The sequence below is a fragment of the Nocardia aobensis NBRC 100429 genome (assembly GCF_000308375.1).
Lineage (GTDB): Bacteria > Actinomycetota > Actinomycetes > Mycobacteriales > Mycobacteriaceae > Nocardia > Nocardia aobensis.
Genome location: NZ_BAFQ01000288.1, coordinates 24074 through 47109, shown reverse-complemented (window position 1 = coordinate 47109; position 23036 = coordinate 24074). Strand labels below are relative to the sequence as shown.

The window sequence follows — 23036 nt, the reverse complement described above, 5'->3', positions numbered from 1 at the left end:
GTCCCGCAGCGGTATTCGGATCGGGCAACGGAAGCCGGGTGACGTACTGCGTGATCCAGCGCCGCCGCCCGGCGTAGAGCCGGTTTCCGCACACGGCATCGTAGAACCGCAGCCCGAGCGTCGAATTGGCCACGCCCATCAGCAAATAGGCGATGTGTTCGTCGCCGATATCGGCCAGCGACATCCAGTAGCAGTCGCCGTTCACCACCGCACCGCTGCGATCGAGCGCGAACCGCGGCGCCACACTGATATCCGGGAACACCACCTTCGGCCGGCACCACAGATGCGGTCGCTGCGGCACCCAGATCTCGAACCACTCCCGCCCGGTGCCGATGAGGTAGTCCCGAGCGGCCAAGGTGTCCTTGTGCTGAGCGAGATAGGCTGCGGCACGCGGATATTCGTTCAGGTCGATCGGTGTGCGGCATGTACAGGAAGCATCGTAGGGATACAGCACGCGGGTATCGTGGGCGCGTGCGATCCGCCACGGAACGAGATCGTGATGAGTCAGCAGCCCCTGGAGCAGTTCGGGCTCCGGACAGCAGGGCCGATTTTCCCACTGATCCGAGATGAATACTCGATCCGCATTCGTCTTGATTCCCACCCTGATTCGCGCGACCTCGCCGAACGTGCGCCACGTGCCGGCGGCGATTCGCGCCAACCAGGCGTCGGTATCCGGTCGCGACATGCGCCACGGAGTAGCGGGATCGAAAGTGCCCGTGAGCGATCCGTCGTCGCACTTCACGTCGGCCTCGACACCCTCGGCGGGTGCCCACGAAGGCGCGTCCGCGGGCGGTTGCCCAGGCCCGACCACATCCCCGCGCCGCCGGTCGATCGACGCCGCATGCCCTGCCATCCCGGATTCAGCGTCATGCTCGCGGCCGATCCAGATGCTGCGGTGCGCCGGAACACCACCGGCAGCTCGGCTCGCTCCCGCTCGGCTTGCGACCACTGGCGACTCTCCACTCGCCGTGGACTTTTCGCTCGACGGTGACCTCCCGCCGGCCGCTGCCACGGAGGGGGCCATACCGAGCTCCGGATTCCGCACTTGCCCCGCGCTGTCGTGCGCACCGGTCCACAGTGTTCCGGTCTCCACCGCGATGCGACGCCCGCCGTGTTCGACTACGGAATCGGCCGGGCCGACCAAAGCGCCGAACAGGTCGGCATCGGCCGTCGGTTCACGCTCCGACTCGTAGGCCGTGACGAACCGGCAGGTCCGCTGCTCGCGCCCGCGCACAGCGATCGTCACCGCCGGCAACACCGCCGCCTCGAACAGCCGAGTATCCCCGAGGTCGTAGAGCTCCACCGGCGTCAACTGCGCATACAACAGCGCCCTCAGATTCGCTCCCGCCTTCGTGCTGAGGAATCGGTTGGCACACAGCAGGCCCAGCACTCCGCCGGGCCGCAACAGCCGTGGAATCGTCGCGACGAACGGATGGGTCAAATCGATACGTCCCGACAACCCGAACTGCTTGCTCAGCATCTGCGCGGTCACGCCGCCGAGTTGCTGAGTCCGCACATACGGCGGGTTCGTGATCACCGCGTCGAAGTGCGCGTCAGTCAACTCGGTTGCGGCACAGAGGAAATCGCCCACCCGCCAATCGATGACGATACGATTCGACGGCGGCGCGACATCCGTCCCAGGCCCCGCATCGAAGCATGCACCGACCGCGTCCAGCGCCCGCGATTCGGCGGTGCCCTCCTCCGGCGGGCTCCTGAATCGGCTGTTCCACGACACTCCCCGGGCCCGAGCTTCGTGAACCGCCGCGGCATTCAGGTCGTACCCCACCAGATGCAAGGTTGTGTCCGGAAAGCGTTGCGCCGCAACATGTGCCAGTGCCGACAGCAACTCACCGTCCCCGCAGGCCGGGTCGAGCACCGACAATTCACTGCCCGGTCGCATATGCGCGAGCATCCGCTCCGCGAGAAACTCCGCCAACCGCGGCGGCGTGTAATGCCGCCCGTGCCGTTTCCGCGCCCGACTCCCGCCCGGCTCCCGTCCCGCCCGGCGGTCTGCTGCTGGCTGCTCCCGCCCGCCGCGCATGTCCGCATTGTGCCTGCTGCGAGCACAAATGTGGGCGAACTCGACGTATCGCGCCGCCGAAGGTCAGCCTCTACCCGGGCGCGGTACCTCAGGGCGCGTCACCGTGACAACAGTGAGTAGTTCTTCCAACCCCTCGAAGTCCGATGGGTTGGTCGTGTAGAGCGGCAGCTGTTCGGCGACAGCCACAGACGCGATCATCAAATCGGTGAAACGGCGGCGCGGCTTACGGCCGACCCCGATCACGGCAGCACAGACTCTGCCGTATGCCCGGGCAGCTTCCACGTCGAACGGTATGGGGTCGAACTCGTTTTCGGCTCGCTGTAGGACGTCGAGCCGGCGCGCCCGCTCGGCATGTTCGTCGTAAAGGTCCTGCTCATCGTTTGCGCGAACTTCGTGTGGCCCGGCGGAGAGCTCGGCCAGAGTGACTGCCGTGATGGCCATCTCGTCCGGAAGCTCCATCGGGTCCAACCACCGACGCAGGATCATGATGTTTGTGTCGATGATCCCGCGAGTCCGGCCGGTGTGATCAGCGCTCATACGGGTCGTCCAGTCGCTGCTCCGCCGTGCGATCTTGGTCTGCGCGGAAGCTGTCCACATCAAGGGCCGGAGCTGTCTGTGACATCGCGGCAAACTCGAGACGCGAGACGAATCTGCGACGACGGCGCAACGGAACCAGTTGCCCGATCTGGTGGCCATCACGGGTAACGGTGAACGACTGCCCGTCTTGAACAGCGTCCATAATTTCTTTCGACCGATTGCGCAGGTCGCGCTGCGTGATCTCGGGCTGGGCGCTCATGACCACATGATACAGCGCGATAGCACGTGGTGCCACGGCGTGCTACACCGCACTCACCGGCGTTGAACGCGCTCCTCCGGCGGGCCGACCGCTCCCCGCTGACGCAGGTAGGTCTCCAACGCGTCCAGATCGGTCGGGCCGACCGTCGTGTCCGTACCCCGCGTGAACACCGCGAATCCGTCGCCGCCGGAGGCGAGGAAGTTGTTGGTGGTCACCCGGTAGGTCGCGACCGGATTCACGGGCCGGTCGCCGATGCGGACGGAGTCGGCGACCACCTTGTGCCCCGGCGCGGCCTCGTCGTCGTAGGCGTAGGAGATGCCCGCTACCGAGAGCAGGGCGGGTTTGCTCTTGTTGTCCCACTGCTGTTCCAGCAGGTCCAGGATCTGGCGGCCGGTCAGGGTGACGGTGACGACCTGATTGCCGAACGGCTGCGTCTCGTAGATGCTGCCGTAGGTGATCGGCCCGGGACCGATATCGGCGCGCACCCCGCCCGGATTCATGAACGCCGCGACCGCTCGAGCCGAGTCGTGGGTGACGTCGAGCATCGCATCGGCGATCACCGCACCCAGCGGCGATTCACCGCCGCCGCGATCGCTGCGCGTCAGTGGCGCCGTGGCGGTGCCCACGACCCGTTGCGCACGCGGCGCCGCCTGACCGGAGAAGAACCCGATCAGCTTGTCCACCGCCGGATCGGGAGTGACATCGCGCGTGACCACCCGATTCACCGCGTGCGCGGACACCTTCCCGTGGTCGAACCGCAGTGTGACGTCGGTGATCAGGCGGCCGTAGGACGCGGCCTGGGTCACCACCTTGCCGTCGAATTCGCAGTTGTACGCCTGGTGGCTGTGACCGGTGAGCAGCACCCGAACGGCAGGATCCGTATGCGCCGCCAATGCCGGCACATCGGGACTGATGTCGCCGCAACCGTTGTAGTCGGTGGTCTTCGCCGCTGTTCCCTGCGCACCGCCGTCGTGCACGAGAGCGACAACGGTTTCCGCACCGGCCTGTTTCATGGCAGGCACGTACTTGTTGATCGCCTCGGCCTCCTCGCCGAAGGTGTAGCCGCGAATGCCCTCCGGGAAAACGAGATTCACCGTATCCGGCGTCACCACACCGACCACGCCGATCTTGTGCCCGCCGACCGTCAGCATCGTCCACGGCCGCACCCCGGCCGGGGGCTCACCGCGGGAGTCGGTGAGATTGGCGGCGAGGAAATCGAACCGCGCACCCGTGAACGGCTCCCCCGGCGAGCACCCGTCGAGCGCACAACCGCCCGCCCGCAACCGTCCCAGCTCGACGACCCCGTGGTCGAGCTCATGATTACCCACCGCCGACGCCGCGACCCCCACCTGATTCAGGAAGTCGATCGTCGGCTCGTCGTGGAACAGCGACGACACCAGCGGACTCGCCCCGATATTGTCCCCCGCCGACACCACCGCGCTGTCCGGGTACGCCGCCCGCAACCGCTGCAGATGCGTGGCCAGATACGCCGCCCCACCCGCGGTGTACTCCCCCACCTGCCCGTTGCTCGCCTCCGGCGGTTCCAGATGGCCGTGCAGATCGTTGAACCCGAACAGATGCACCTCACCGGGCTGGGCCGACGGGAGGTCGCCGGTGGACACCAGAGGTATCGCGCCCTGATGCGCGGTGTCGCTGCCGCCGCCGCATCCGGACAGTGCGACCAGACTCACCGCGACGACACCACCGGCCGCCAAGCGCCGCAGAACACCCATACCGTCAGACTCTGACATACCGGAACGTCCCCGAAACGACAGTTCGGTGAACTCTGCTGTCGCCCTGCACTTCCGCGGAATCGAAACGGCGATCACACCGCGACGCCGAGGCCGCCACGGGCGGATGCCGACGCTTCGGCGCGAGCTGTTGTGATGCCAATGCTGTGAGGCGGTGCTCGAAGCCGCTGCACCACATCCGGTCCCGGGTGCGGCGAACACGACGGCGGCAGGGCGGACCCGTCAGCCCACCGTGATCGGCAACGTCTCCCAGCCTCGCACCGTCGAGGTCGACGACAAGGTGATGTTGTCCCAGTCGACGTCCCAGGTCGGGAAGCGGCGCAGCAATTCCTCCAGCGCCACGCGGCCCTCGAGCCGGGCCAGCGCCGCACCCAGGCAGAAGTGGGTGCCGAGGCCGAAGGTACGCAGATTGCTGACCTTGCGGTGGATGTCGAACCGCTCGGGGGCTTCCCAGCGCTCCTCGTCACGGTTCGCCGACGCGATCAGCAGCATCATCGCGCTTCCGGCGGGCACGGTGGTCCCGTAGAGCTCCACATCTTTCGTGACGTAGCGGGCGATGGCGTGCCCGGTGGGCTCGAATCGCAGGGTCTCCTCGATCGCGTTCGGGATCAGGCTCGCATCGGCGACGAGTTCGGCGCGCTGTTCGGGATGACGAGCGAGCAGCGCCCCCAGCCAGCCGATCAACCTGGCGGTGGTCTCGTTGCCGGCTCCGGCGACGACGGAGACGTAGGTCAGGATCTCGTCGCGCGTCAACGTCCGCGTCACGCCCTCGGTGTCGACGAATTCGGCGCGCATCAACTCGGTCATCAGATCGTCGGAGGGATTGTCGGCGCGCCAGTCGATGTATTGGGCGAACTGCTCCGCATCCGGAATCGCCTTGTCGGAGATCTGCATCCCCTGTCCGGGTTCGGTGCGTAGCGCGCTGTCGGCCTTGTCGCGCACGGTCTGCTGATCGGCCTCCGGAATGCCGAGCAGCATGCCGATCACACGCATCGGCACCTCGTTCGCGAACGCGGTCATCAGATCGAACCGGTCTTTCCCGGCGAGCCGGTCCAGCGACCGCCGGCACAGGTCGCGGATCTGCGGCTCCAGCGACATCACCCGCCTGGGCGTGAACACCCGCTTGAGCAACGCGCGATGGGTGTCGTGCGCCGGCGGATCCTCCATCAGCAACGTGCCCGGCGGAATCTCGATCCCCGCCTTGATGATCTCCAGGATCGGCCCCCGCGACGACGAGTACGTCTCCCAGTCGAGCAGCGCCGGATCGATATCCGACGCGCGGGTGAGGGCATAGAAGTCGTGCTTGTCGTTGTAGTAGAGCGGCGCTTCCGCCCGCATCCGCCGGTAGATCGGGTAGGGATCCTTGGCGATCTCGCGGTCGAACGGGTCCCAGTAGACCGCGTCGGCGCCATCGGGCGCGGGGGCGTCGTCGAGTGCTGTGGCAGGGCTAGGCGTGTCAGGCATGGAAGCATTCTCTCTCAATGAGAATGAGAATTCCATAGTGGAGAATATCAATACCCTCCTGGTGATCGCCGACCGCAAGGACTCCGGCCCTGGCGGCCGGTTGGCGGCCCTTCCCGGGCAAGGCGATGCTCCGACCAGCCCGGCCACGCAGGGCATCGTCCGGCGGAGACGCCGTGTCGTCCACCGACCAGCTGGAACGCCGAGCCGGGCGGGGATCACACGCACGCGTCGAGCGATCGCCTCGAGCCGACATTCCGTCCGGTCGGAATCTGTTGTCTCATATCACTTTTCGATCGAAAATTCCCGCCGTAGCAGCCCACCAGCGATGACGTAGCGAAACCCCTTGCAGCGCAGTGTTATCACGCGACTTTTCGTGGAAGCCCTCGGTTAACGTTGATGTGTTACAACGCTTCTGGAGGTCGAACCGGCCATGCTGATAATCAACGGCGACATCACCAAACCGAAGACCGAACAGCAGGTCGTCGAATGGCTCGCGAACTACGTCACCCATCCCGGAATCGCTGTTTCCGGCGTCTACGTCCCGAGGCTGGACGGCGGGAGCACCGAAGCCGGTCTTCTGGTTTTCACTCCGCACGCGGTGGCTGTCATCGAGGTCGACGCGCTTCGCAAGAAGGCTCGTGGACCGCTGTCCTGTTCGATGAACGAGCGGTGGTCGGCTCCCGGCATCCACGGCGACCCGGTCCAACTCCGCGGCGACGACCTCAACCCCCTGCACCAAGTGCGCAGGCCTGTCTCCGCGTTGAGAACCTTCGTCGCCGAACTGACCCGCGGCCCGGAACCGTTCGTCGACGGCCTGATCCTGCTCATGCCCAAGTCCGGCAGCACACTGGCCCTCGACAAGGGCCCGATGCCCGGCGGTTTCACCGTCCTCCTCGGCGACAGCGCCTCCCAGCTGTACTCGTGGTTCGGCCGAACCGCCCAGCACCGCGACCGAACCCCGTGGACCGCCGAATTGGTCGTCACCGTACTGACGGCCCTGCGAGTCGACCGCACCCGCGACGCCGAAAGCCGCCGGCGGTTGTACGCCGACCTGGTGGGGGAAGGCTTTCCGACCGAGGTGCCAGCGGTTCGGAGGGATGGAGACACAGACCCAACTGCTTCGTCGGCCGCCCCCTCAGGCGCACCGACCGCCCAGCCGGATCCAGCAGGCCAAACCGAACCGAATGCACAAGCGGATCCGGCAAGTTCGCACATCCCGCCTTCGCAGGACGAGTCAACCCCCGCAGCCCCGTCGACCCCGGCCTACATCTCCCCTCCGTCGGGCACACCGGACGCCCAGCCGGGGATGGCATTCCAGGTCGAAGCGAATTCGCAAGCGGTCCCGACAGGTTCACACCCCTCGACCGCGTCGGCTGCGCATGCCGATCCGACACCCTCCCCTACACGAGCTTCGCGACCGTTCCCCAACGATCCAGCCGCAGGCGCCCCCGCAGCCACAACTCATCATTCGAACTCCGCCCCGCTCCCCTCGTCCGGACCGCCCCGGAGATCGGCCGAGCCCATCCCCGCTCCCTTCCCATCCGGCACCACCGCCCACACCGCGCCGATCACAACCCCGCAAGCTGACGCACCGGAGCCCAACTGGCACGAGCCTGCCCCAGAGGTCGACCCACGAACCCAGCCCCCAGCCAACCACCGCCTCCGCACCGCACTCCTGGGAATCGCCGCCTCCCTGATCCTCGTCTGCGGCATCGGCTACATGGCAGGCAAGGACCACCCCCGCGCCCAAACCGGCTCTCAACCGGCACCATCCCAGGTCCGCGCACCCGAGAGGACAACGACACCGATCCCGACATCGCCCGTCACGCCCACTGAGCGGCAAGGCACCTCACCGCGTTCGACAACGCCTACCGAAGGGGCAACCTGTTATCCGTTCCAAGCGGGCTGCTGACGCATTTCAGCCGCGAGTTCAGCACCAGCGTCGCTCGTTCACCGAGAAGGCCCTGCTATAACAAATAGGTTATACTCGATGCGGTGACCTGGGAGATCAGTCTTCATCCGGAGGTGGAGTCGTGGTTCTTGGCAGTCTGCGCGGACGATCCGGAGTCTGGAGACCTCATCGAAATGGCGCTGGATTATCTGTCCGCAGAGGGGCCCGCCGCCGGAAGACCACTGGTGGACCGAGTGAAGGGCAGCCGCTTCCACAACATGAAGGAGCTCAGGCCCGCATCGACCGGACGCTCGGAGGTGAGGATGTTGTTCGCATTCGATCCGGCGAGAGAGGCGATAATCCTGGTAGCCGGCGACAAAGCCGACGATTGGCAGGGGTGGTATTACGAAGCGATCCCTCTGGCCGACAAGCGCTTCACTGAGCATCTGGAAGCGTTGAAGGAGCAGCGATGAGTTCGAAGTTCAGCACTTGGAGCGAAGTAAAGGCCAAGGCGCGCGATGCCGATTCCCGAACCGAGCCAGAACGCGCTGCAGCACGAGATCGTGCCCGAGAACGGCACGAGGCTTATTTGCGTGGCCACCAGCTCGCCGAGATCCGAAAGTCGATCGGCCTCACGCAGACGGAAGTCGCTGAAGCTTTGGGGATTTCGCAGGCGAGAGTCTCGAAGATCGAGCGAGGCGAGGTGTCCGGCATCGACACGATCCGAGCGTATGTCTCGGCTCTGGGTGGATCGGTCAACCTTGTCGTCACGCTTGGCGACCGTACCTGGAAGGTCGCCTGAGACGAGACCTCTCGCCTTGCTCAACTACTTCGCGTGGACAGCGTCTATTCGAAGCCGGGCGGCGGGGTGAATCCGCCGAACTCCTGCTCGAGCAATTCGGCGAATCGCAAGGTTGTCGGGTCTTCGAGATAGGGCCCGATGATCTGCGTGCCGAAGGGCAGCCCTTCCAGTGAGCGTCCGATCGGCGCCGCGGTGGCCGGGAGGCCGAGCAGGGTGGCGATACTCGCCCAGACCAGGTTGTAGTTGTACGGGTAGGCGGTGCCGTCGATTTCGAGCGTGCGGGTGTCCATGGCCGAATGGTCGTGGGGGAAGGCGGGTGTCGGGGTGATCGGGCACAACACCACGTCGAATTCGCCGAACAGCTGTCGCCACCTGTCGGCCAGGCCGATGCGGACGCGGTCGGCCTTCATCCAGTCGCCGTGGCTGGCAACGAACGCCCGTTGGATGACCGCCTCGAGGGTGTCGGTCTCCGGCGGGATCTCGGCAACGACGGCTTGGATCGCTCGGATGGCGTCGGGCGACGCGTCGGCGCCGAATTGCGACATCAGTAGTGTGAAATAGGTTTTCGCTGTCAGCGTCAGGTCGGGCAGTAGCGCACTCTGCCGAGCGACCGAGGCACCGGCCTTCTCGAGTCCCTGCGCGAGCCGTTCGAAACCGTCGCGAATCACGGTGGAGGTCGGCACCAGCGGATGACTGTCGATGATCAGCACGCGGAACTGTGCGAGTTCCTCGCCCCGCGGCGGTGGCAACTCGAGCTTGTAAGCGACCGCTTCCACGTCGTCGGGCCCGGCCAAGAGCCGTGTCGCCAACGTCAGGTCGGCAGCGCTGCGAGTCATCGGCCCGACTACGGGAAGGTCCATCGGCGCCGCCAGCGCCGGGGTGCGCGGCGGTATATGTCCGCGACCCGGCAGCAGGGTGCGGGACGGTTTGTGTGAGTAGACGCCGCAGAAATGCGCCGGAACCCGCAAGGAGCCGCCGATATCGGAGCCGAGCGCGAGCGAGACGTACCCCGCCGCGAGCGCTGCGGCCGACCCTCCGGACGAGCCCCCGGGCGATCGGGTCAGATCCCAAGGATTGTTGGTCGTGCCGTAGATGTCGTTGTAGGACTGCCAATCACGCAGGAAGAACGGCACATTCGTTTTGCCGACGACAACCCCGCCCGCTGCCTTGACACGTGACACCAGCACCGCGTCCTCGGCCGGCTCCCAGCCCTTCGCGTCGGGAAGCCCCCACGTGGTCGGCAGACCGGCGATATTGAAGGATTCCTTCACCGCGACCGGAACGCCGAGGAGCGGCGCATCCTCGCCCCGCGCCAATGCCGCATCGGCCTGTTTCGCCGCAACGCGAGCACGCTCGAAGTCCCGCACCACAACGGCATTGACCTTCTCGTCGAACTTCTCGATCCGCGCAATGCTCAGTTCGAGCAGTTCGGCCGCCGAGATGGTCTTGGCCTGCAACGCGGCTACCTGCTCCCGCAGCGTCGCAAACTCCGGTCCGGGCATCAGTTCTCCTTGCATCTCCGGGTGCGTGGCGCCCCTATTGTTCGTCGCCGACGCGTCCGTCCGGCGGCGCGGTGACAGACGCGACTCCCCCAACCTCCGACGGACGAAATTTATTCCCACAGAAAGCAATTGCCCGCAGCACACCGACAGCGACGGTGTCCGCATAATGCGGATATGGAAGCTAGAGCACACGCCGACGCCTGGCTGGCGGCATGGAGCGCGCGCGACCTCGACGCGATCATGGCCTGCTACGCCGACAACGTCGACTTCGTCGCCTCTACCGTGACGCGCCGGTGGGGCACACCCGATGGCCGGCTACACGGCAAGTCCGAACTACGCAAGCACTTCGAACTCGGCTTGCAGCTCGCTCCCGCCCTCACATTCACCGAAGAAGCACTGCTGACCAGCCCCGGTGGTTACGCCCTGCTCTACCGCCGCGAAAACGGCAATCGAGTCCTCGATGTCGTCGAACTCGACCAGGATGGCCACGCCGCCCACGTGCGCGCGTTCTACGAAGATCAGCAGCAGTAGCCCATTCGATGCGCGGAACAATGAGGAGCGCTCGATGGACATACCCCGGCCGCTCCCGCAGCACCGCATCGGACCACCCGGCAGGCCTACGATGACGACATGTCCCAGCCACGGATCGAGCGCCCCGACCTCCCGGAGTTCATGACCTGGGAAGAACTCGAACAGTTGCCCGAGGAGATCTCCGCGCAGATCGAGCTGTGGAATGGTCGTGTGGTGTGGGTTCGCCGCGGTCCGGCCGAGCACCAGATCTTCACCAACCGTCTGTGGGCCGCGCTCGAGCGGCACACTCGGGAAGTCACTCGAACGGTTCCCGACCAGTATTGGCGAGTGACGACCGAGACGAATGTTTTCCTCGGCAATAACGGTAAGTCCGACTTCCTGACCCCGGCTGTTCTCGTGCATCGTTGCCTCGGGTCCCCGTACCAGGACATTCGCTCGGCCGACGCGTTGCTTGTCGGCGAGGTACTGTCGCCGACCAACACCCAATCCGATATGGAAGCCAAGAAGGCGCGCTATGCGGGTGCCGGAATCCCCTGGTACTGGGAGGTGACCCTGGCTCGAACGGAAAGCGCGATCGCCACGATTCGCGCCTACGCCCTCGAAACGGGGCACGGCGACCTACCTCCGGGCGTCCGACCGCTGCATCCCGCCAACTACTTGCTCGCCGGCGAATGGTCCCCCACCGACTCGGAAGAAGTACGGATAGATTTTCCATTCCCCATCGTCATCGCGTGGCGCGAACTCGAATACTGATGCTGGAGGCCCGGATCAGATTCGAGTATTTGGAAACATTTCACGCGTAACTCGGATCGTTGTCCTCGCGGAAGCCCTGGACCGTCGCGTCGATGAGGCGTTGCAGGTGGTTCTGGACGATGGATGTGTCGGCGGGGTCGGCGCGGAGGTCGTGTTTGGTGTGGCGGACGAGGTAGCGGCCGTCGGAGTAGTCCATGATGTGGAAATCGCGGGCCGGGGTGGGGCGGCGGTCCCAGGCGGGGCCTGCGCAGACGGCGACGTGGAGGACGGTGCTGCGGGGGCGTTCGAAGAAGCGGGCGGCTTCGTCGCGGGGGGAGCGGGGGGCGTCGTCGTGGAATGCGGTGTAGGGGCGGTCGTCGTCGGTGAGGTCGGCGCGGTTGACCTGCAGAGCGGGGCGGGTGCCTCGGGGGTGGCCGGGGATGGCGGCGAGCAGGTGGCGGGTGAGGTTTTCGGCGCGCAGGAGCGACATCCGCACGGTCCCACCGGATTCCGGGTCGGATGAGGGTTGCTGAGTGACCAGGACCGCCTGCCGGTAGTGCACGGCCGCGTGGATGCGGACGCGATGGCGCGGATCGCCCATCTGCTCGAGATCGCCCGAACCGTTCGACGCGGCGGCGAATCCGGCGATCTCGATGCGTGATTCCGGACCGTGTAGGATGCGCACCGCGGCTTCGGCGTTGTCGTCGATGCGGCCGGCGAGGTCGGCGGCTTCGGCTTTCCACTGGGCTTCCAGTTCGTCCGAGGTCTCGGCCGTGGAGCGGAACTGTAAGGGATACGGCAGGATGTCGTGTCCCGCGGCACGCCACAGGACGGTGAAGCCGAGCGCGCTGAAAGTCCAACCTGCCATGCGCTATTCACCCAAGACCGGCGGGACGGTCTTCTGCCGTTGTTCCTCGGAAAGGCCGGTCAGTTCGTCGCCGTTGTCCCGTGACACCAACTCCTCGCTGATCTTGGACTTGTGGGTCTTCTCTTCCTCTTTCTTCGACTTGGCGCCGGGCGGCATCATGCCGGGCATACCGTTCATCCCGGCTGCCCCCTTGCCCACACCGGTCGCCAACCCACGAGCCGTCCCTTGCCCCGGCGCGCCGGCCCCTGGCACCGATGTACCGCGACCGGGCGAATTGCCGGAGCCGCCAACGGTTCCCGCCACGCCGGGTCCGCCCGAACCGTACGGGAGCCCGGTCCGTGGGTCGATACCCGAAGGCGTCACTGCCGACGGGGTGGTCTGTGTGCCGGCCGCTGACGGATCCCATCCAGCCGGGTTGGCGCTGGCCGCGGTGGTATTCGCGGGATTCTGCGCCGAGCCGGTCAATGTCGACGGGTCGACCGCGCTCGGTGTGGTGCCGTCCCCCGGACCTTGATCGGGATTTGGCGGTTTGGGCTGATCGGTATCACCGGGGCCGTGGCCATCGTCGGGGCCCTTCGAGGGCGGGCCTACCGGCGGAACTCCCGACGGCTTCCATTCCGTGTCGTCGGGCGTATTCACGGGATTGTACGGCCGAGGCGCCAACGGCACCTGCGTGTCACTCTCGCGCACGGCCGGGTAGAACACGTTGTTGATCAAGTGCTCGTTCGCCGCGCCGGCCTGAGTTTTGCGGTGGTCGTTCAGTTTCCACGTCGGCCCCGGCACCCAACCGGCAAGATCGCTGGTCCAACTCGTGTGCGGAGTCGGCTGCGCGGCAGGTTTGACGATCTCCACCGCCGAGCGAACCAGCTTCACCTTCTCGCTGACCAACTGAGCGGAGCTCACCAGATCTTTTTCTTTGTCGGTGAAACTCTTGATGCCCTCGGCAGTCTTCTGAGCCGCCGCACCCTGCCACTTCTCCTGAATGGCCTTCTGAATCTGCGGCCCGAAAGTGTTGTGCCCGTTGTCGATTTTGTTCCGCAGCCCCTCCCAGAAGTTGTGCAACGTCACCACCGTGCTGGGCTGCATCTTCTGAATGCGGTCGTACAGATTGTCGATATTCTGCGGATTCTTGTACGCGTCCTGCCCGACCTGCGGGTTCTGGTACTGCCCTCCGAATCCGCCGTTCACTATCTGGTTGATCCGATTGCGCGCCGCGGTCGCGTCCGGGCTCTGATCGCCCTGCGCATTCGCGAAAGAGTCGGGCGGGCCGCCCTTGTGCTGCTCCCAGAGGGCAGCAACCAGCGGCACGAGTGGAAGTACCATGTGCTCCCCCGTCAGTGGTTCTCGGAGCCGGCGATGGTGCCGGCGTTCTGCTGGTCGTGGTCGACGAGGCGGTCGACGGAGTGCTTGATGGTGTCGCGGATGAGTTGGAGCACCTCGATGTGGTCGCGGAAGGCTGTGTCAAAATCTCCCTCGCCGCCGATGGCTTTGGCGCCCAACATCTTCGCGAGTTGATCGGCCGCGGGGAAGTCCCCGAGCCCGGTCACATTCGACATATTTCCCAGCATCTGTCGGCAGTCGCGATAGACCGCAAGCTGGTCCTCACACGCTTTCAGACAATCGCGTGAGACCGAAGGGTCCAGTTCGAGGCGACCGGCCTTCGACTCCTCGGCCAGGAACATCCAGAGTGTGACATCTTCGCTTTGCGCCATGTTCACAACCATCCCGTTATTTCGGAAACAGGGGCACGATGTCTTGCGCGGCGGCCATCACGCTGTCACAGGGCGCCTTGGAGTCCCCCGGATCGTTGTTGTAGAACGACAACTGGTAAGCGCCTGGGGCAGCAGGGAAGACAAGGTCACACTTCTCGTTGTTCCGATCACTCGCTCGATGGAATTTCCAACCTTGCCGTCCAGCAACGGTAACCGCCGTGAAGTCGACGTTGTCTTGCTTGTTTTTGATGTCGTCCAGCGAGAAGGTGGTCGACCAGACCACCAACGATCGAGCATGCATCGGCGCAGCAGACCACGAACAGACTTTCCATCCATCGACTGGCACACCGCCTACGCCGGATTCGCGGGTTGACGGGTCTGCGCCCACCTGTCGCAGCACGCCATCGGTGACCTGTGTGCACGGGTCCCATAACGCCGCCGTCGCCACCTTCGGATCACTCGTCTCCGGCGAAGCCGTCCCCGAAGTCGACGAGGAACACCCGGCCCCCACCAACACCACCGCAACCGCCAGCACAGCCGTAGCCGCCTTACGTATCACCGATGCCTCCCGTTGATCCCCGCGCACACGTCCTCCTGGAGTCTAGGACGCACTCGACGGCCACTCGGTTCCACTTATTGATCATCACAAGAGAAGAGGAAGCCGGGCGCACCGCGGACGCCCACGCCCATTGACCAGGAATAGTTTTGTTGCAAAACTGTTGGCCCATGAGGATCGTGATCGTCGGCGCCGGCATCGGTGGCCTCGCCGCGGCTCTGAGCCTGCATGCGGCCGGATTCCGGGATGTGACCGTGTACGAGCGCGCCGATGTGTTGCGGCCGCTCGGTGTGGGGATCAATCTGCTTCCGCATGCCGTGCGTGAGCTGACCGAACTCGGCCTCGGCGAGCGGTTGGCCGCGCTGGGCGTGGCGCCGCGAAAACTGGTTTACTACAACCGGTTCGGCCAGGAGATTTGGTGTGAGCCGCGTGGTCTCGAAGCCGGATACCGCTGGCCGCAACTGTCGGTGCATCGCGGCACGCTGCAGAGGGAATTGCTCGATGCCGTGAACGAAAGACTCGGCGCGCAGACCGTCCGCACCGGACATCGCCTCCGCACCGCTAACACCGACGGTCGTGCCCACTTCGCCACGGCGACAGGCGAATTGACGGTCGACGCCGATCTGGTCATCGGCGCCGACGGCATCCATTCGGCCCTACGCCGCCGGCATCAGCCGGACGAGGGTCCACCCGTGTGGAACGGACTGATGCTGTGGCGCGGGACAGCGAAGCTCCCCGGCTTCCTCGACGGTCGCACGATGATCATGGCCGGTGATGCCGAGCAGAAGTTCGTGGCGTATCCGATCCGCGGCGCGATCAATTTCATCGCCGAGCGCCGGACAGTCGGATTCGGCGGACAGAATGCCGACTGGAATCGCGCGGTCGCATCGGTCCAGATAGTGGATCTGTTCCGAGAGTGGCGCTTCCCGTGGCTGGCAGTGACCGAATTGCTCTGTGCCGCAGACGAAATCCTCGAATATCCGATGGTCGACCGCGACCCGCTCGACCGCTGGACGTACGGGCGGACCACCCTGCTCGGCGACGCGGCACATCCGATGTACCCGAACGGTTCGAACGGTGCATCACAAGCCATTCTCGATGCTCGTACCCTCGCGTTCCACCTGGCCACCGCGCGCACCCCCGAGGAGGCTCTCGTTGCCTATGAGCAGGATCGACGCCCCGCCACGACAGCCCTGGTGCACAGCAACCGCAACCAGGGCCCCGAACAGGTCATGGTTCTCGCCCACGAACGCGCGCCGAACGGGTTCGCGCACGTCCACGACGTCATCTCGCCGAAAGAGTTGGCCGCCATCGCCACCGGCTACAAGAAGGCCGCCGGGTTCGATCGCGACACCCTCAACAACCGGCCGTCGCTGACCCCGCCATTCAACGAGGGGCATGTCTCGTGACCGATCTCGATCCCGCCCGGCTGGCATCGGTCATCTCACCGCTGCGCCGAAGCTTGCTCTCCGCCGCCCGCGCCGCCGAACATCTCCCGGACATCCCGGATGCGCAGATCGAAATCGTGCGCGCCCTGCCGCCCGGCACCGTCAGCACCTCGAGCGAATTGGCCGGACGACTCGGACTGAGCCGCCCCACGGTCAGCAATCTGCTGACCGCGATGGAGGCGAGCGGCTTGGTCGAGCGCCGCCCCCGGCCCGGCGACCGCCGCCACGTCGAAATCGCGACGACCGCGCGGGCCCACAATCTGTTCGCTCGCTTCGACGAGGCAAGCGGCGCTCTCATCAACGCCGCGGCGGCGACTCTCGATCCCGAGGACCGCGCCGCGCTGGCCACCGCCCTCCCCGCGCTCGAACGCCTGCGCGAGGCTCTCCAACGACTCCAGACCACGGAGGAAACCGAATGAGCACGCCCCGCCAGCGCCTTTCGCGGTGGATACAAGCGCGGATCATCACAGGACTCGTTCCCGGCCCGCACGACATCGCCGTCCGCAAGAACCTGCGCGTCCCGATGGACGACGGTGTCGAGTTGCTCGCCGACCTGATCACGCCGATCGGCAACCCCGATCCGAGGCTGCCCACCATCGTGATCCGTGGCCCGTACGGGCGCAGCGGACCCGTTGCCGGCCATGCCCGCGCCCTGGCCCGCGAGGGTTTTCCGGTGCTGTTCCAGAGCTGCCGCGGAACCTGGGGTTCCCGTGGTGTGTTCACCCCGCAAATCGACGAGCAGCGCGACGGTATCGCGACCCACCGCTGGGTTCACGAACAAGACTGGTGCACAGGGCCGGTGGTCACCTTCGGACCCAGCTATATGGGCTTCACCCAGTGGGCGGTGGCGGGAAAGCTGCAGAAGGAGGACCCGGACATCGCGCCCGATGCCCTCTGCCTGGTCGTGACGATGCCCGATTTCGGTGCCATCACCTGGGACAACGCGGCCTTCGCACTGCGCAACGCGCTCGGCTGGACGCAGATGATGGACCGGATGATCCACCGCGAACTGCTCGCCCTGGTGCTGGGTCAGTTGCGTCCGGATCGCAAGCTGCGCAAGGCATTCGACGTGCTACCGCTATCGCGCGGCGATGTGGCCGCGAACGGGCGCACGGTGCACTGGTACCAGGACTGGGTCGGTCACGAACGGCTCACCGACGAGTATTGGACCCAGCAGTCGCATACGGCGTCGGTTCCCGATGTCACCGCGCCGGTGTACATGATCACCGGTTGGTACGACATCTTCCTGCCGTGGCAGCTGCGCAACTACGCACAGCTCGCCGAAGCGGGACGACCACCGCGCCTCACTGTCGGCCCGTGGGGCCATCTCACCCGAGATATGGGCGCACCGACGGTCGCCGAGACAGTGGAGTTCTTGAAGGAGCATTTCGCCGATGCTCCGAGCAAGCGGGTAGCACCGGTGCGCGCCTATCTCACCGGCGCCGAACAATGGCACGACCTGCAAACCTGGCCACCGTCCGGCACAGCGAGCGAAACGCTGTACCTGCACGCCTCACGCAAGCTCGGCCCCGATGCCCCGGAAGGCGGCATCACCAGCTACGTCTACGACCCCGCCGATCCCACACCCGCCGTCGGCGGCCCCAGCCTGGGCCCGGCCTCGAGCCCGGTCGACAACGCCGCACACGAGCGTCGCGCCGACGTCACCGTATTCCGTGGTGAGCCGCTCACCACTCCGGTCACGGTCGCCGGAGAACCGGTGGCGCGCATCAGCTTTCGATCGTCACAACCCAGCGCCGACATCTTCGTCCGGATCTGCGATCTCCATCCGGACGGGCGATCGATGACCGTGTGCGACGGTATCCGCCGCATCGGCAGCATCGCCACGACCGAGACGGATCCGGTGCCGGACGCGGACGGTTTCCGGGATGTCGAGGTGCGGCTGTGGCCCACCTTTCACCGGTTCGCGGCCGGCCACCGCATCAGCGTGCAGATCAGTTCCGGCGCCCATCCGCGATACGCCCGCAATCCCGGATCCGGCGAGCCGGCCGCCACCGCAGCCACCATTCACTCTGCGACGCAAGAGATCTCACACGCCTCAGTGTCTCCGTCGCGGATCGAACTGCCGGTGTGGTCATCGTGAGTGCCCCGGCAGTGCCCGGCTTGGAGGTGGCGTTCCGGGTGGAGGCACGCCTGGGCCCGCCGGAGGACCACGGGGTGACCCGCGCCGCGAACGCGGTCGCTACACCGCCTATCGCCTCACCTAGACCAGATGCAGCCGAGGTGACGGCGGGAACGTGACCGGCAGTGCCGTCATCGAGCGATGGAACGGCCCAGGCCGCCAACTGATCTCACTCGGATCGACAGCGAGGCGGATTTCCGGCAGCGCGTCGAGCAGCTGATCGATCGCATCCTGTACCACCAGATACGCCACCGACCGGGCCGGACACGCATGCGGGCCCGCACCCCAAGCCAGATGCGAGCGATTACCGGTGCGATCGCCGCCCGCGATCTCGGGATCGTTATTGCACGCGGCCAGACTGATGATCACCGGTTGATTGGCAGGCAGCCAGGTGGTGTCGATCAGAATCGGCTGGCGAGGGTAGGTCATGCAGAAGTTGGCCAGCGGTGGATCGGTGAACAGCACCTCGTCGAGCGCATCGCGCGTCGACAGGCTGCCCGCGAGAATGTCGCCGCCGAAACGCTCGTCGGTGATCATCAGCAGCAGGGTGTTGGAAATTAAATTCTGCTGCGGTTCGATGCCTCCGCCGTAGAAGACGATCAGGTTGCGAACCATCTCCTCGTCGTTGAGCTTGGCCGGATGGTGGGCGAGATGCGAGGTGACATCGTCGGCGGGCGCGGCACGGCGCAGCTGCACCTGCTCCATCAGCGCCTGACTCATATGGTCCATACCCCATGCGGCGTTCACCGTGTCGAAGATCGCCGCCATCCCGGTGGCCACGCGACGGCCCAGATCCGCCGAACAGCCGACCATGCGGTTCAGCACCTCGAACGCCAGCGGAAATGCGTATTGCGACACCAGATCCGCCGAACCCGACTCGCAGAACTCGTTGATCAGCGGGATGGCGATCTTCTCGACGGTAGTGTGCAATTCGTGCAGGTCGACCCGGTCGAAGGCCGCCGTGAACGCCTGCCGATACCGCGCATGCGCACTGCCCGCGCTGCGGATCACGTTCGGATACCACTCCATGATCGGCCGCACCGGGCAATCCGCGGGAACGGTTCGCTCCCACGCCCGCGGGTCGGCCGGGAAGTGGTCGGGATCGTTGAGGATCTGCAACGCGGTGTGATAGCCGATGACCAGCGTCGCCGGCACGCCGGGCGCCAGCTCGATCGGCACGATGGAGCCGAAGCGGCGGCGCATCGCCTCGTAGGCGCGATGGGGGTCGGCGACGAATGCCGGTGTGTCCAGCACGATTCGGGGGCCGTCGGTGTCGAAGGGTGTACCGGCCTGATGGACAGGGCAGCCGGGGGCCGCAGCCAGGTCGGAAGGTGGGGTTGACAAAGGGGGTGACTCCAGAGAATGAACCAACAAGCGCGGCAGGGGATTCGCCGTCAGCCGACAGCGTCACCTCGTGCTTGGTGAGGATAGGGGCTGTGGCAGCCCTCCAGCTAGCGTTTTCGAAAACGGACAGGCGTCCTGTGAGCAGAAGGCGCGCACCCTGCGGCAGCGTTATCCCACTGGTCGATTGACCACTTCGCGGGACACGGCACCCGCCTGGCTACACCCAACGGGTCGGACCCCGCCGTGCATATCGTCCAGACGTCCCGGACGAGAGAGAGGTGCACCCGAAGACGAACGCTGGGGTCTGAATTTTTCGAGAGCCTCGCGCGCCCCTCTGCGCTGCGTCGAATCAGTCCACCTCGTCCAGTGCCGACAGCGCTGCACTCGCCGCGAGCCCGGCCAGGCAGCCAGGGAAACAATCACGGTGGATTTCCCACAATCGGCGAGCGCAGTCTCGTTCGAGGTGAGTGGGCTCCCAGGTGCAGTCGTTCAACGGTGGTGGTTCTACGGCATACGGTTTCGTTGTTCCGGCGAGCCACAACCGAGGTGGTGCGACGGTGGCCAGATCGAAGTCGGCGCTCACACGTTCAGGCCGATCGTCGACGTGGGCCAGGTCGTAGACGAGGACGGCCGACGCGTCCATCCCCGACGCGATCGCGAGGATGTCGCCGAGCGGGTCGCGAACACCCTCGGGCGGACGCAGCGTGCACAGCCAGCGAAACCCGAGATGATGAGCAAGACATTGGATTTCGATGTCGTGCCGCGCTGTGTCGGTCCCCGAGATCTCCGTACGCACCAACCCGACAGCCTTGCTGCGCGCCACCGACATCACCGCCAGCGCACCGGCGACATCCCGCAGAGCCGCAATCGATTCCGTCTCCTCCCTGGCGGGGTCCAACCCCTTCATGCCCCTCTCCTTCTCGAAAGATGTTCGAACAGCGGCACGCCTGGCCCGGCCAGGAAGCCGGTGGCGAGGCCCCTCCCCCGGGCCGGATTCCGCGCCGCGATCAGGCAAGGAGGCGGCGACAGGTTCTTCGGACGCAGGCGCAGGCATGGGACTCGTATTTCTCATCGGCGGTTCTCCCTTTTGGTCACCGGTGAGCAGCCGGCCGAAGCAGCTATGTCCGCCCAGAAATCGCGCTTGACGCTGTCCCACAATCGATTCCACTTCGGATGGAGCTCACGCGCCTGCGCCAGGTCCGTGCCGGGCGCGAACCGCCGGATCTGTTCCGGAGTTGCGCCGGCGTCGAATACGGCCGATATCTCGATGCGGCCACGTGGGTCCCGCGTCGATCGCCATACGGCACGCAATCCCTCCGCCTCGGTGATACGCTCACCAACTGCCGCGTGATCCTCTCCGCGCATGCGCGCCAACGGGTTTGCCTGCCCCGGGCGTTCCACTCGATCTGCTGTCATCACTGGCGATGCCTTGGTTCGATGGGAGGGGCCGACGGCTGTTCAGCACGCCCCGCCCCAGATGCAGTCCCAGCACAGCGAATTCGTCGTGAACCGACAAGCAAGTGTGGATAATCCGCTGGGATTCATCAGAAGTCCAAGCTCGTCGTCCCAGAACCCCGCGGTGTCCATCCACAACCCCGGACCGCCGCATCCAAAGGAGGCAGCTCGTCATGGTGGATATCAGTTCGACGCTCCCCCGCCGTCAGCTCGGCCGGTATCTACGGGAGCTCCGTCAGGGATCCGGCCTGACGATCGCGGAGCTCGCGCGCCGCATCGAACGCGGCGCCACCACGGTCCAGCGGCTGGAGACCGGCACCGCCGACCGGATCCGGCTGTGGGACGTCGACGCGATCTGCCAAGTCTGCGGCGCGGACGACACGACCACCGAAGCCCTCAAAGGGCTTGCGCAGCAGGGAAACAGTAAGAGTTGGTGGCATCAGTACGGGGATCTGATCCCGATGAACTTCGACGTATACATGGGCCTGGAATCCAGTGCGGCAAAGCTGACGTCATTCGCCGAACTAGTGCCGGGCCTGTTGCAAACACCCGAATATGCGCATACCCTGAGCCGACTTGCGCATCCGTCCGAGCCGGAAGGCGAGATCGGCAGGCGGGTCGAGATGCGAACGCGACGTCAGGTTCTGATCACCAAGAAGGCGGCGCCACTACCGATAGCAGTGATCCTTGACGAATCGGCATTGCATCGCGTTATCGGAACTCGTCGCGCGATGGGCGTGCAACTCCGTCATCTCGCAGACATGGGCACTCGGTCGAACATCTCGGTTCGAGTTCTCCCATTCGGCGCCGGCGTACCGCTGGGCGACTTGACCGGCCCCTTCATCATTTTGGATTTCGACCAACCCACGACTGAACGGCCGGTCGAGCCGTCCGTCGTGTACGCCGAGGGATACACCGGCGCGATGTACTTCGACGATCCCGAGGTCGTCGAACGGTATCGCCAGGCGCATGCCGACCTCCGGAAGGTAGCGTTGGATGAGCAAGACAGCAGAAAGTTGCTGAGGGATAAGGCAAGGGAGTTCGCAGGGTGAACGCTGATCTATCCACGGCTCGCTGGTTCAAGAGCAGCCACAGCGGCGGCAGCCAAGAATGTGTCGAGGTGGCCTTCCTCGCCGACGGCTCGGTCGGTGTGCGCGACTCGAAGAACCCGACAGGACCCGCACTCGCCTTCGCTCCGGCGGACTGGGATGCCTTCACCGCGACCGTAAAGCACGGCGGGCTCATCGCGCCGACCGCATAGCGGCCCCGCCGCGCACATCGCAATCATGTCGGCCAGCTTGGAATTGCCATGCGTTTCGTAGGCCACGAGCCTACGAAACGCGTTCCGGCACATATTGATAGAACCGAGCAGAGCCGGCGGATGAGCACCGAAACCCGACGTGTTCTTCCGACCCCGCCATAACCGTGCTGCACCGCGCCAACTACATCCTGACCGGCGCCCTGCCCGCCACCGCCGGGATGTGGTGACCATCGATCCCGTTTTCGATCAGTATCCCCTGGTCCGATCTCGAGCTCTGAGTCGAGTGTGACGGCCTGGGCGTAAGTACCCTCCAGACTGGACGACCTCAACCGCAGCGGCGACAGACCGCGCCCGGATTCGGCTCCTGAGTTGCCTGACTACCCCTCGGGATAGAACAGGAACAGCGTGCACCCCGTCTCGCTCGCCGGAACGTGCCAGCTTCCCGCCGGGGCATGGATGAAGGTGCCCGCCGAGTAATCCCGGGCGCCGTCGTTGAAGATGCCGGTCAGGATGAAGACCTCCTCGGGCCCGGGTTCGTGCACGTCGCGGCGGGGCCAGGAGGTGCCGGGGTCCATTTCCAGCACATGGGCGTGGGCGCCGTTGTCGCCCTTCCACAGTTGACATAGGCGGATGCCGGGGAAGAGTTCGCGACTCGGAGCGTCGGCGACGTCGGTCCAGGTGTAGCCGGGCTGGGCGAGGATTTCGGGGTTCATATCTGTCACGGTGCCGGATGCGGCGAGAC

Annotated in this window: 23 protein-coding genes; 10 read left to right on the top strand and 13 right to left on the bottom strand. The window is 65.6% G+C overall.

The window, feature by feature from the left end:
* From RJ03_RS38685 to RJ03_RS30995, 5 genes are all read right to left on the bottom strand, one after another.
* On the bottom strand, positions 1 to 2041 hold a 2041-nt coding region (locus tag RJ03_RS38685), incomplete at its 3' end, for an Eco57I restriction-modification methylase domain-containing protein (protein ID WP_245552440.1).
* A 63-nt stretch (positions 2042 to 2104) separates the two neighbouring features.
* Positions 2105 to 2578 (bottom strand): type II toxin-antitoxin system VapC family toxin, encoded by a 474-nt coding sequence (locus RJ03_RS31010; protein ID WP_036509426.1) that lies wholly within the window; start codon positions 2576 to 2578, stop codon positions 2105 to 2107.
* Positions 2568 to 2837, bottom strand: a complete 270-nt coding sequence (locus RJ03_RS31005; protein WP_036509420.1) for a type II toxin-antitoxin system Phd/YefM family antitoxin — start codon at positions 2835 to 2837, stop codon at positions 2568 to 2570. The genes RJ03_RS31010 and RJ03_RS31005 overlap by 11 nt, the downstream gene beginning before the upstream one ends.
* A gap of 53 nt (positions 2838 to 2890) precedes the next feature.
* Complete coding sequence (locus RJ03_RS31000) at positions 2891 to 4570, bottom strand: bifunctional metallophosphatase/5'-nucleotidase (protein ID WP_036509418.1); 1680 nt, start codon at positions 4568 to 4570, stop codon at positions 2891 to 2893.
* Between the two features lie 240 nt (positions 4571 to 4810).
* Positions 4811 to 6052, bottom strand: a complete 1242-nt coding sequence (locus tag RJ03_RS30995) for a cytochrome P450 (protein ID WP_083871454.1) — start codon at positions 6050 to 6052, stop codon at positions 4811 to 4813.
* 430 nt (positions 6053 to 6482) lie between these two features.
* Between RJ03_RS30995 and RJ03_RS39135 the strand changes: the two genes are divergently transcribed.
* From RJ03_RS39135 to RJ03_RS30980, 3 genes are all read left to right on the top strand, one after another.
* Positions 6483 to 7964: an NERD domain-containing protein gene (locus tag RJ03_RS39135; RefSeq protein WP_083871453.1), complete on the top strand. Its 1482-nt coding sequence runs from the start codon at positions 6483 to 6485 to the stop codon at positions 7962 to 7964.
* Positions 7965 to 8047: 83 nt separating this feature from the next.
* Positions 8048 to 8416: a type II toxin-antitoxin system RelE/ParE family toxin gene (locus tag RJ03_RS30985; protein ID WP_036509413.1), complete on the top strand. Its 369-nt coding sequence runs from the start codon at positions 8048 to 8050 to the stop codon at positions 8414 to 8416.
* Complete coding sequence (locus RJ03_RS30980) at positions 8413 to 8745, top strand: helix-turn-helix domain-containing protein (protein WP_036509412.1); 333 nt, start codon at positions 8413 to 8415, stop codon at positions 8743 to 8745. The genes RJ03_RS30985 and RJ03_RS30980 overlap by 4 nt, the downstream gene beginning before the upstream one ends.
* A gap of 44 nt (positions 8746 to 8789) precedes the next feature.
* Here RJ03_RS30980 and RJ03_RS30975 read toward each other — a convergent pair whose 3' ends face one another.
* Entirely contained in the window at positions 8790 to 10247 is a 1458-nt protein-coding gene (locus tag RJ03_RS30975; RefSeq protein WP_036509453.1) for an amidase, read from the bottom strand.
* Between the two features lie 174 nt (positions 10248 to 10421).
* Here RJ03_RS30975 and RJ03_RS35380 point away from each other — a divergent pair, with 174 nt between their 5' ends.
* Positions 10422 to 10778, top strand: a complete 357-nt coding sequence (locus RJ03_RS35380) for a YybH family protein (protein WP_051025472.1) — start codon at positions 10422 to 10424, stop codon at positions 10776 to 10778.
* Positions 10779 to 10877: 99 nt separating this feature from the next.
* A complete protein-coding gene (locus RJ03_RS30965; protein ID WP_036509408.1) occupies positions 10878 to 11531 on the top strand; it encodes a Uma2 family endonuclease in 654 nt (217 codons plus the stop codon).
* 40 nt (positions 11532 to 11571) lie between these two features.
* Here the strand turns inward: RJ03_RS30965 and RJ03_RS30960 are convergent, their stop codons facing one another.
* Genes RJ03_RS30960 through RJ03_RS36475 form a run of 4 tightly spaced genes read right to left on the bottom strand, consistent with a single transcriptional unit; the run spans position 11572 to position 14676 of the window.
* A complete protein-coding gene (locus RJ03_RS30960; protein ID WP_036509406.1) occupies positions 11572 to 12378 on the bottom strand; it encodes an ESX secretion-associated protein EspG in 807 nt (268 codons plus the stop codon).
* A 3-nt stretch (positions 12379 to 12381) separates the two neighbouring features.
* Positions 12382 to 13686, bottom strand: a complete 1305-nt coding sequence (locus tag RJ03_RS30955; protein ID WP_157163552.1) for a hypothetical protein — start codon at positions 13684 to 13686, stop codon at positions 12382 to 12384.
* A gap of 26 nt (positions 13687 to 13712) precedes the next feature.
* Positions 13713 to 14102: a hypothetical protein gene (locus tag RJ03_RS30950; RefSeq protein ID WP_063064136.1), complete on the bottom strand. Its 390-nt coding sequence runs from the start codon at positions 14100 to 14102 to the stop codon at positions 13713 to 13715.
* 4 nt (positions 14103 to 14106) lie between these two features.
* Positions 14107 to 14676: a DUF3558 domain-containing protein gene (locus RJ03_RS36475; protein WP_083871452.1), complete on the bottom strand. Its 570-nt coding sequence runs from the start codon at positions 14674 to 14676 to the stop codon at positions 14107 to 14109.
* Between the two features lie 140 nt (positions 14677 to 14816).
* Between RJ03_RS36475 and RJ03_RS30940 the strand changes: the two genes are divergently transcribed.
* From RJ03_RS30940 to RJ03_RS30930, 3 genes are read left to right on the top strand one after another with little or no spacing between them, the layout of a single operon-like run.
* Positions 14817 to 16055 carry a flavin-dependent oxidoreductase gene (locus tag RJ03_RS30940; protein ID WP_036509397.1) on the top strand — a complete coding sequence of 413 codons (1239 nt, stop codon included), beginning with the start codon at positions 14817 to 14819 and terminating at the stop codon, positions 16053 to 16055.
* Entirely contained in the window at positions 16052 to 16513 is a 462-nt protein-coding gene (locus tag RJ03_RS30935; RefSeq protein WP_036509395.1) for a MarR family winged helix-turn-helix transcriptional regulator, read from the top strand. The genes RJ03_RS30940 and RJ03_RS30935 overlap by 4 nt, the downstream gene beginning before the upstream one ends.
* Positions 16510 to 18195, top strand: coding sequence for a CocE/NonD family hydrolase (locus RJ03_RS30930; protein WP_036509392.1), 1686 nt, complete (start codon positions 16510 to 16512; stop codon positions 18193 to 18195). The genes RJ03_RS30935 and RJ03_RS30930 overlap by 4 nt, the downstream gene beginning before the upstream one ends.
* 120 nt (positions 18196 to 18315) lie before the next feature.
* Here the strand turns inward: RJ03_RS30930 and RJ03_RS30925 are convergent, their stop codons facing one another.
* A complete protein-coding gene (locus RJ03_RS30925) occupies positions 18316 to 19578 on the bottom strand; it encodes a cytochrome P450 family protein (RefSeq protein ID WP_036509390.1) in 1263 nt (420 codons plus the stop codon).
* Between the two features lie 349 nt (positions 19579 to 19927).
* Positions 19928 to 20485 carry a hypothetical protein gene (locus RJ03_RS30920; RefSeq protein WP_036509387.1) on the bottom strand — a complete coding sequence of 186 codons (558 nt, stop codon included), beginning with the start codon at positions 20483 to 20485 and terminating at the stop codon, positions 19928 to 19930.
* A 721-nt stretch (positions 20486 to 21206) separates the two neighbouring features.
* Here RJ03_RS30920 and RJ03_RS30910 point away from each other — a divergent pair.
* Positions 21207 to 22085 (top strand): helix-turn-helix domain-containing protein, encoded by an 879-nt coding sequence (locus RJ03_RS30910; protein ID WP_036509381.1) that lies wholly within the window; start codon positions 21207 to 21209, stop codon positions 22083 to 22085.
* Complete coding sequence (locus RJ03_RS30905; protein WP_036509378.1) at positions 22082 to 22294, top strand: DUF397 domain-containing protein; 213 nt, start codon at positions 22082 to 22084, stop codon at positions 22292 to 22294. The genes RJ03_RS30910 and RJ03_RS30905 overlap by 4 nt, the downstream gene beginning before the upstream one ends.
* 377 nt (positions 22295 to 22671) lie before the next feature.
* On the opposite strand, the gene RJ03_RS30900 is transcribed toward RJ03_RS30905, so the two are convergent.
* On the bottom strand, positions 22672 to 23007 hold the full coding sequence (locus RJ03_RS30900; protein WP_036509377.1) for a cupin domain-containing protein: 336 nt from the start codon (positions 23005 to 23007) through the stop codon (positions 22672 to 22674).
* Positions 23008 to 23036: the final 29 nt, after the last annotated feature.

Excerpts from the sequence above, each read along its gene's own strand:
- RJ03_RS31010 (WP_036509426.1), bottom strand. The coding sequence starts at position 2,578 with ATGAGCGCTGATCACACCGGCCGGACTCGCGGGATCATCGACACAAAC.
- RJ03_RS31005 (WP_036509420.1), bottom strand. The coding sequence starts at position 2,837 with ATGAGCGCCCAGCCCGAGATCACGCAGCGCGACCTGCGCAATCGGTCG.
- RJ03_RS31000 (WP_036509418.1), bottom strand. The coding sequence starts at position 4,570 with ATGGGTGTTCTGCGGCGCTTGGCGGCCGGTGGTGTCGTCGCGGTGAGT.
- RJ03_RS30995 (WP_083871454.1), bottom strand. The coding sequence starts at position 6,052 with ATGCCTGACACGCCTAGCCCTGCCACAGCACTCGACGACGCCCCCGCG.
- RJ03_RS39135 (WP_083871453.1), top strand. The coding sequence starts at position 6,483 with ATGCTGATAATCAACGGCGACATCACCAAACCGAAGACCGAACAGCAG.
- RJ03_RS30980 (WP_036509412.1), top strand. The coding sequence starts at position 8,413 with ATGAGTTCGAAGTTCAGCACTTGGAGCGAAGTAAAGGCCAAGGCGCGC.
- RJ03_RS30975 (WP_036509453.1), bottom strand. The coding sequence starts at position 10,247 with ATGCCCGGACCGGAGTTTGCGACGCTGCGGGAGCAGGTAGCCGCGTTG.
- RJ03_RS35380 (WP_051025472.1), top strand. The coding sequence starts at position 10,422 with ATGGAAGCTAGAGCACACGCCGACGCCTGGCTGGCGGCATGGAGCGCG.
- RJ03_RS30965 (WP_036509408.1), top strand. The coding sequence starts at position 10,878 with ATGTCCCAGCCACGGATCGAGCGCCCCGACCTCCCGGAGTTCATGACC.
- RJ03_RS30960 (WP_036509406.1), bottom strand. The coding sequence starts at position 12,378 with ATGGCAGGTTGGACTTTCAGCGCGCTCGGCTTCACCGTCCTGTGGCGT.
- RJ03_RS30950 (WP_063064136.1), bottom strand. The coding sequence starts at position 14,102 with ATGGTTGTGAACATGGCGCAAAGCGAAGATGTCACACTCTGGATGTTC.
- RJ03_RS30940 (WP_036509397.1), top strand. The coding sequence starts at position 14,817 with ATGAGGATCGTGATCGTCGGCGCCGGCATCGGTGGCCTCGCCGCGGCT.
- RJ03_RS30930 (WP_036509392.1), top strand. The coding sequence starts at position 16,510 with ATGAGCACGCCCCGCCAGCGCCTTTCGCGGTGGATACAAGCGCGGATC.
- RJ03_RS30920 (WP_036509387.1), bottom strand. The coding sequence starts at position 20,485 with ATGAAGGGGTTGGACCCCGCCAGGGAGGAGACGGAATCGATTGCGGCT.
- RJ03_RS30910 (WP_036509381.1), top strand. The coding sequence starts at position 21,207 with ATGGTGGATATCAGTTCGACGCTCCCCCGCCGTCAGCTCGGCCGGTAT.
- RJ03_RS30900 (WP_036509377.1), bottom strand. The coding sequence starts at position 23,007 with ATGAACCCCGAAATCCTCGCCCAGCCCGGCTACACCTGGACCGACGTC.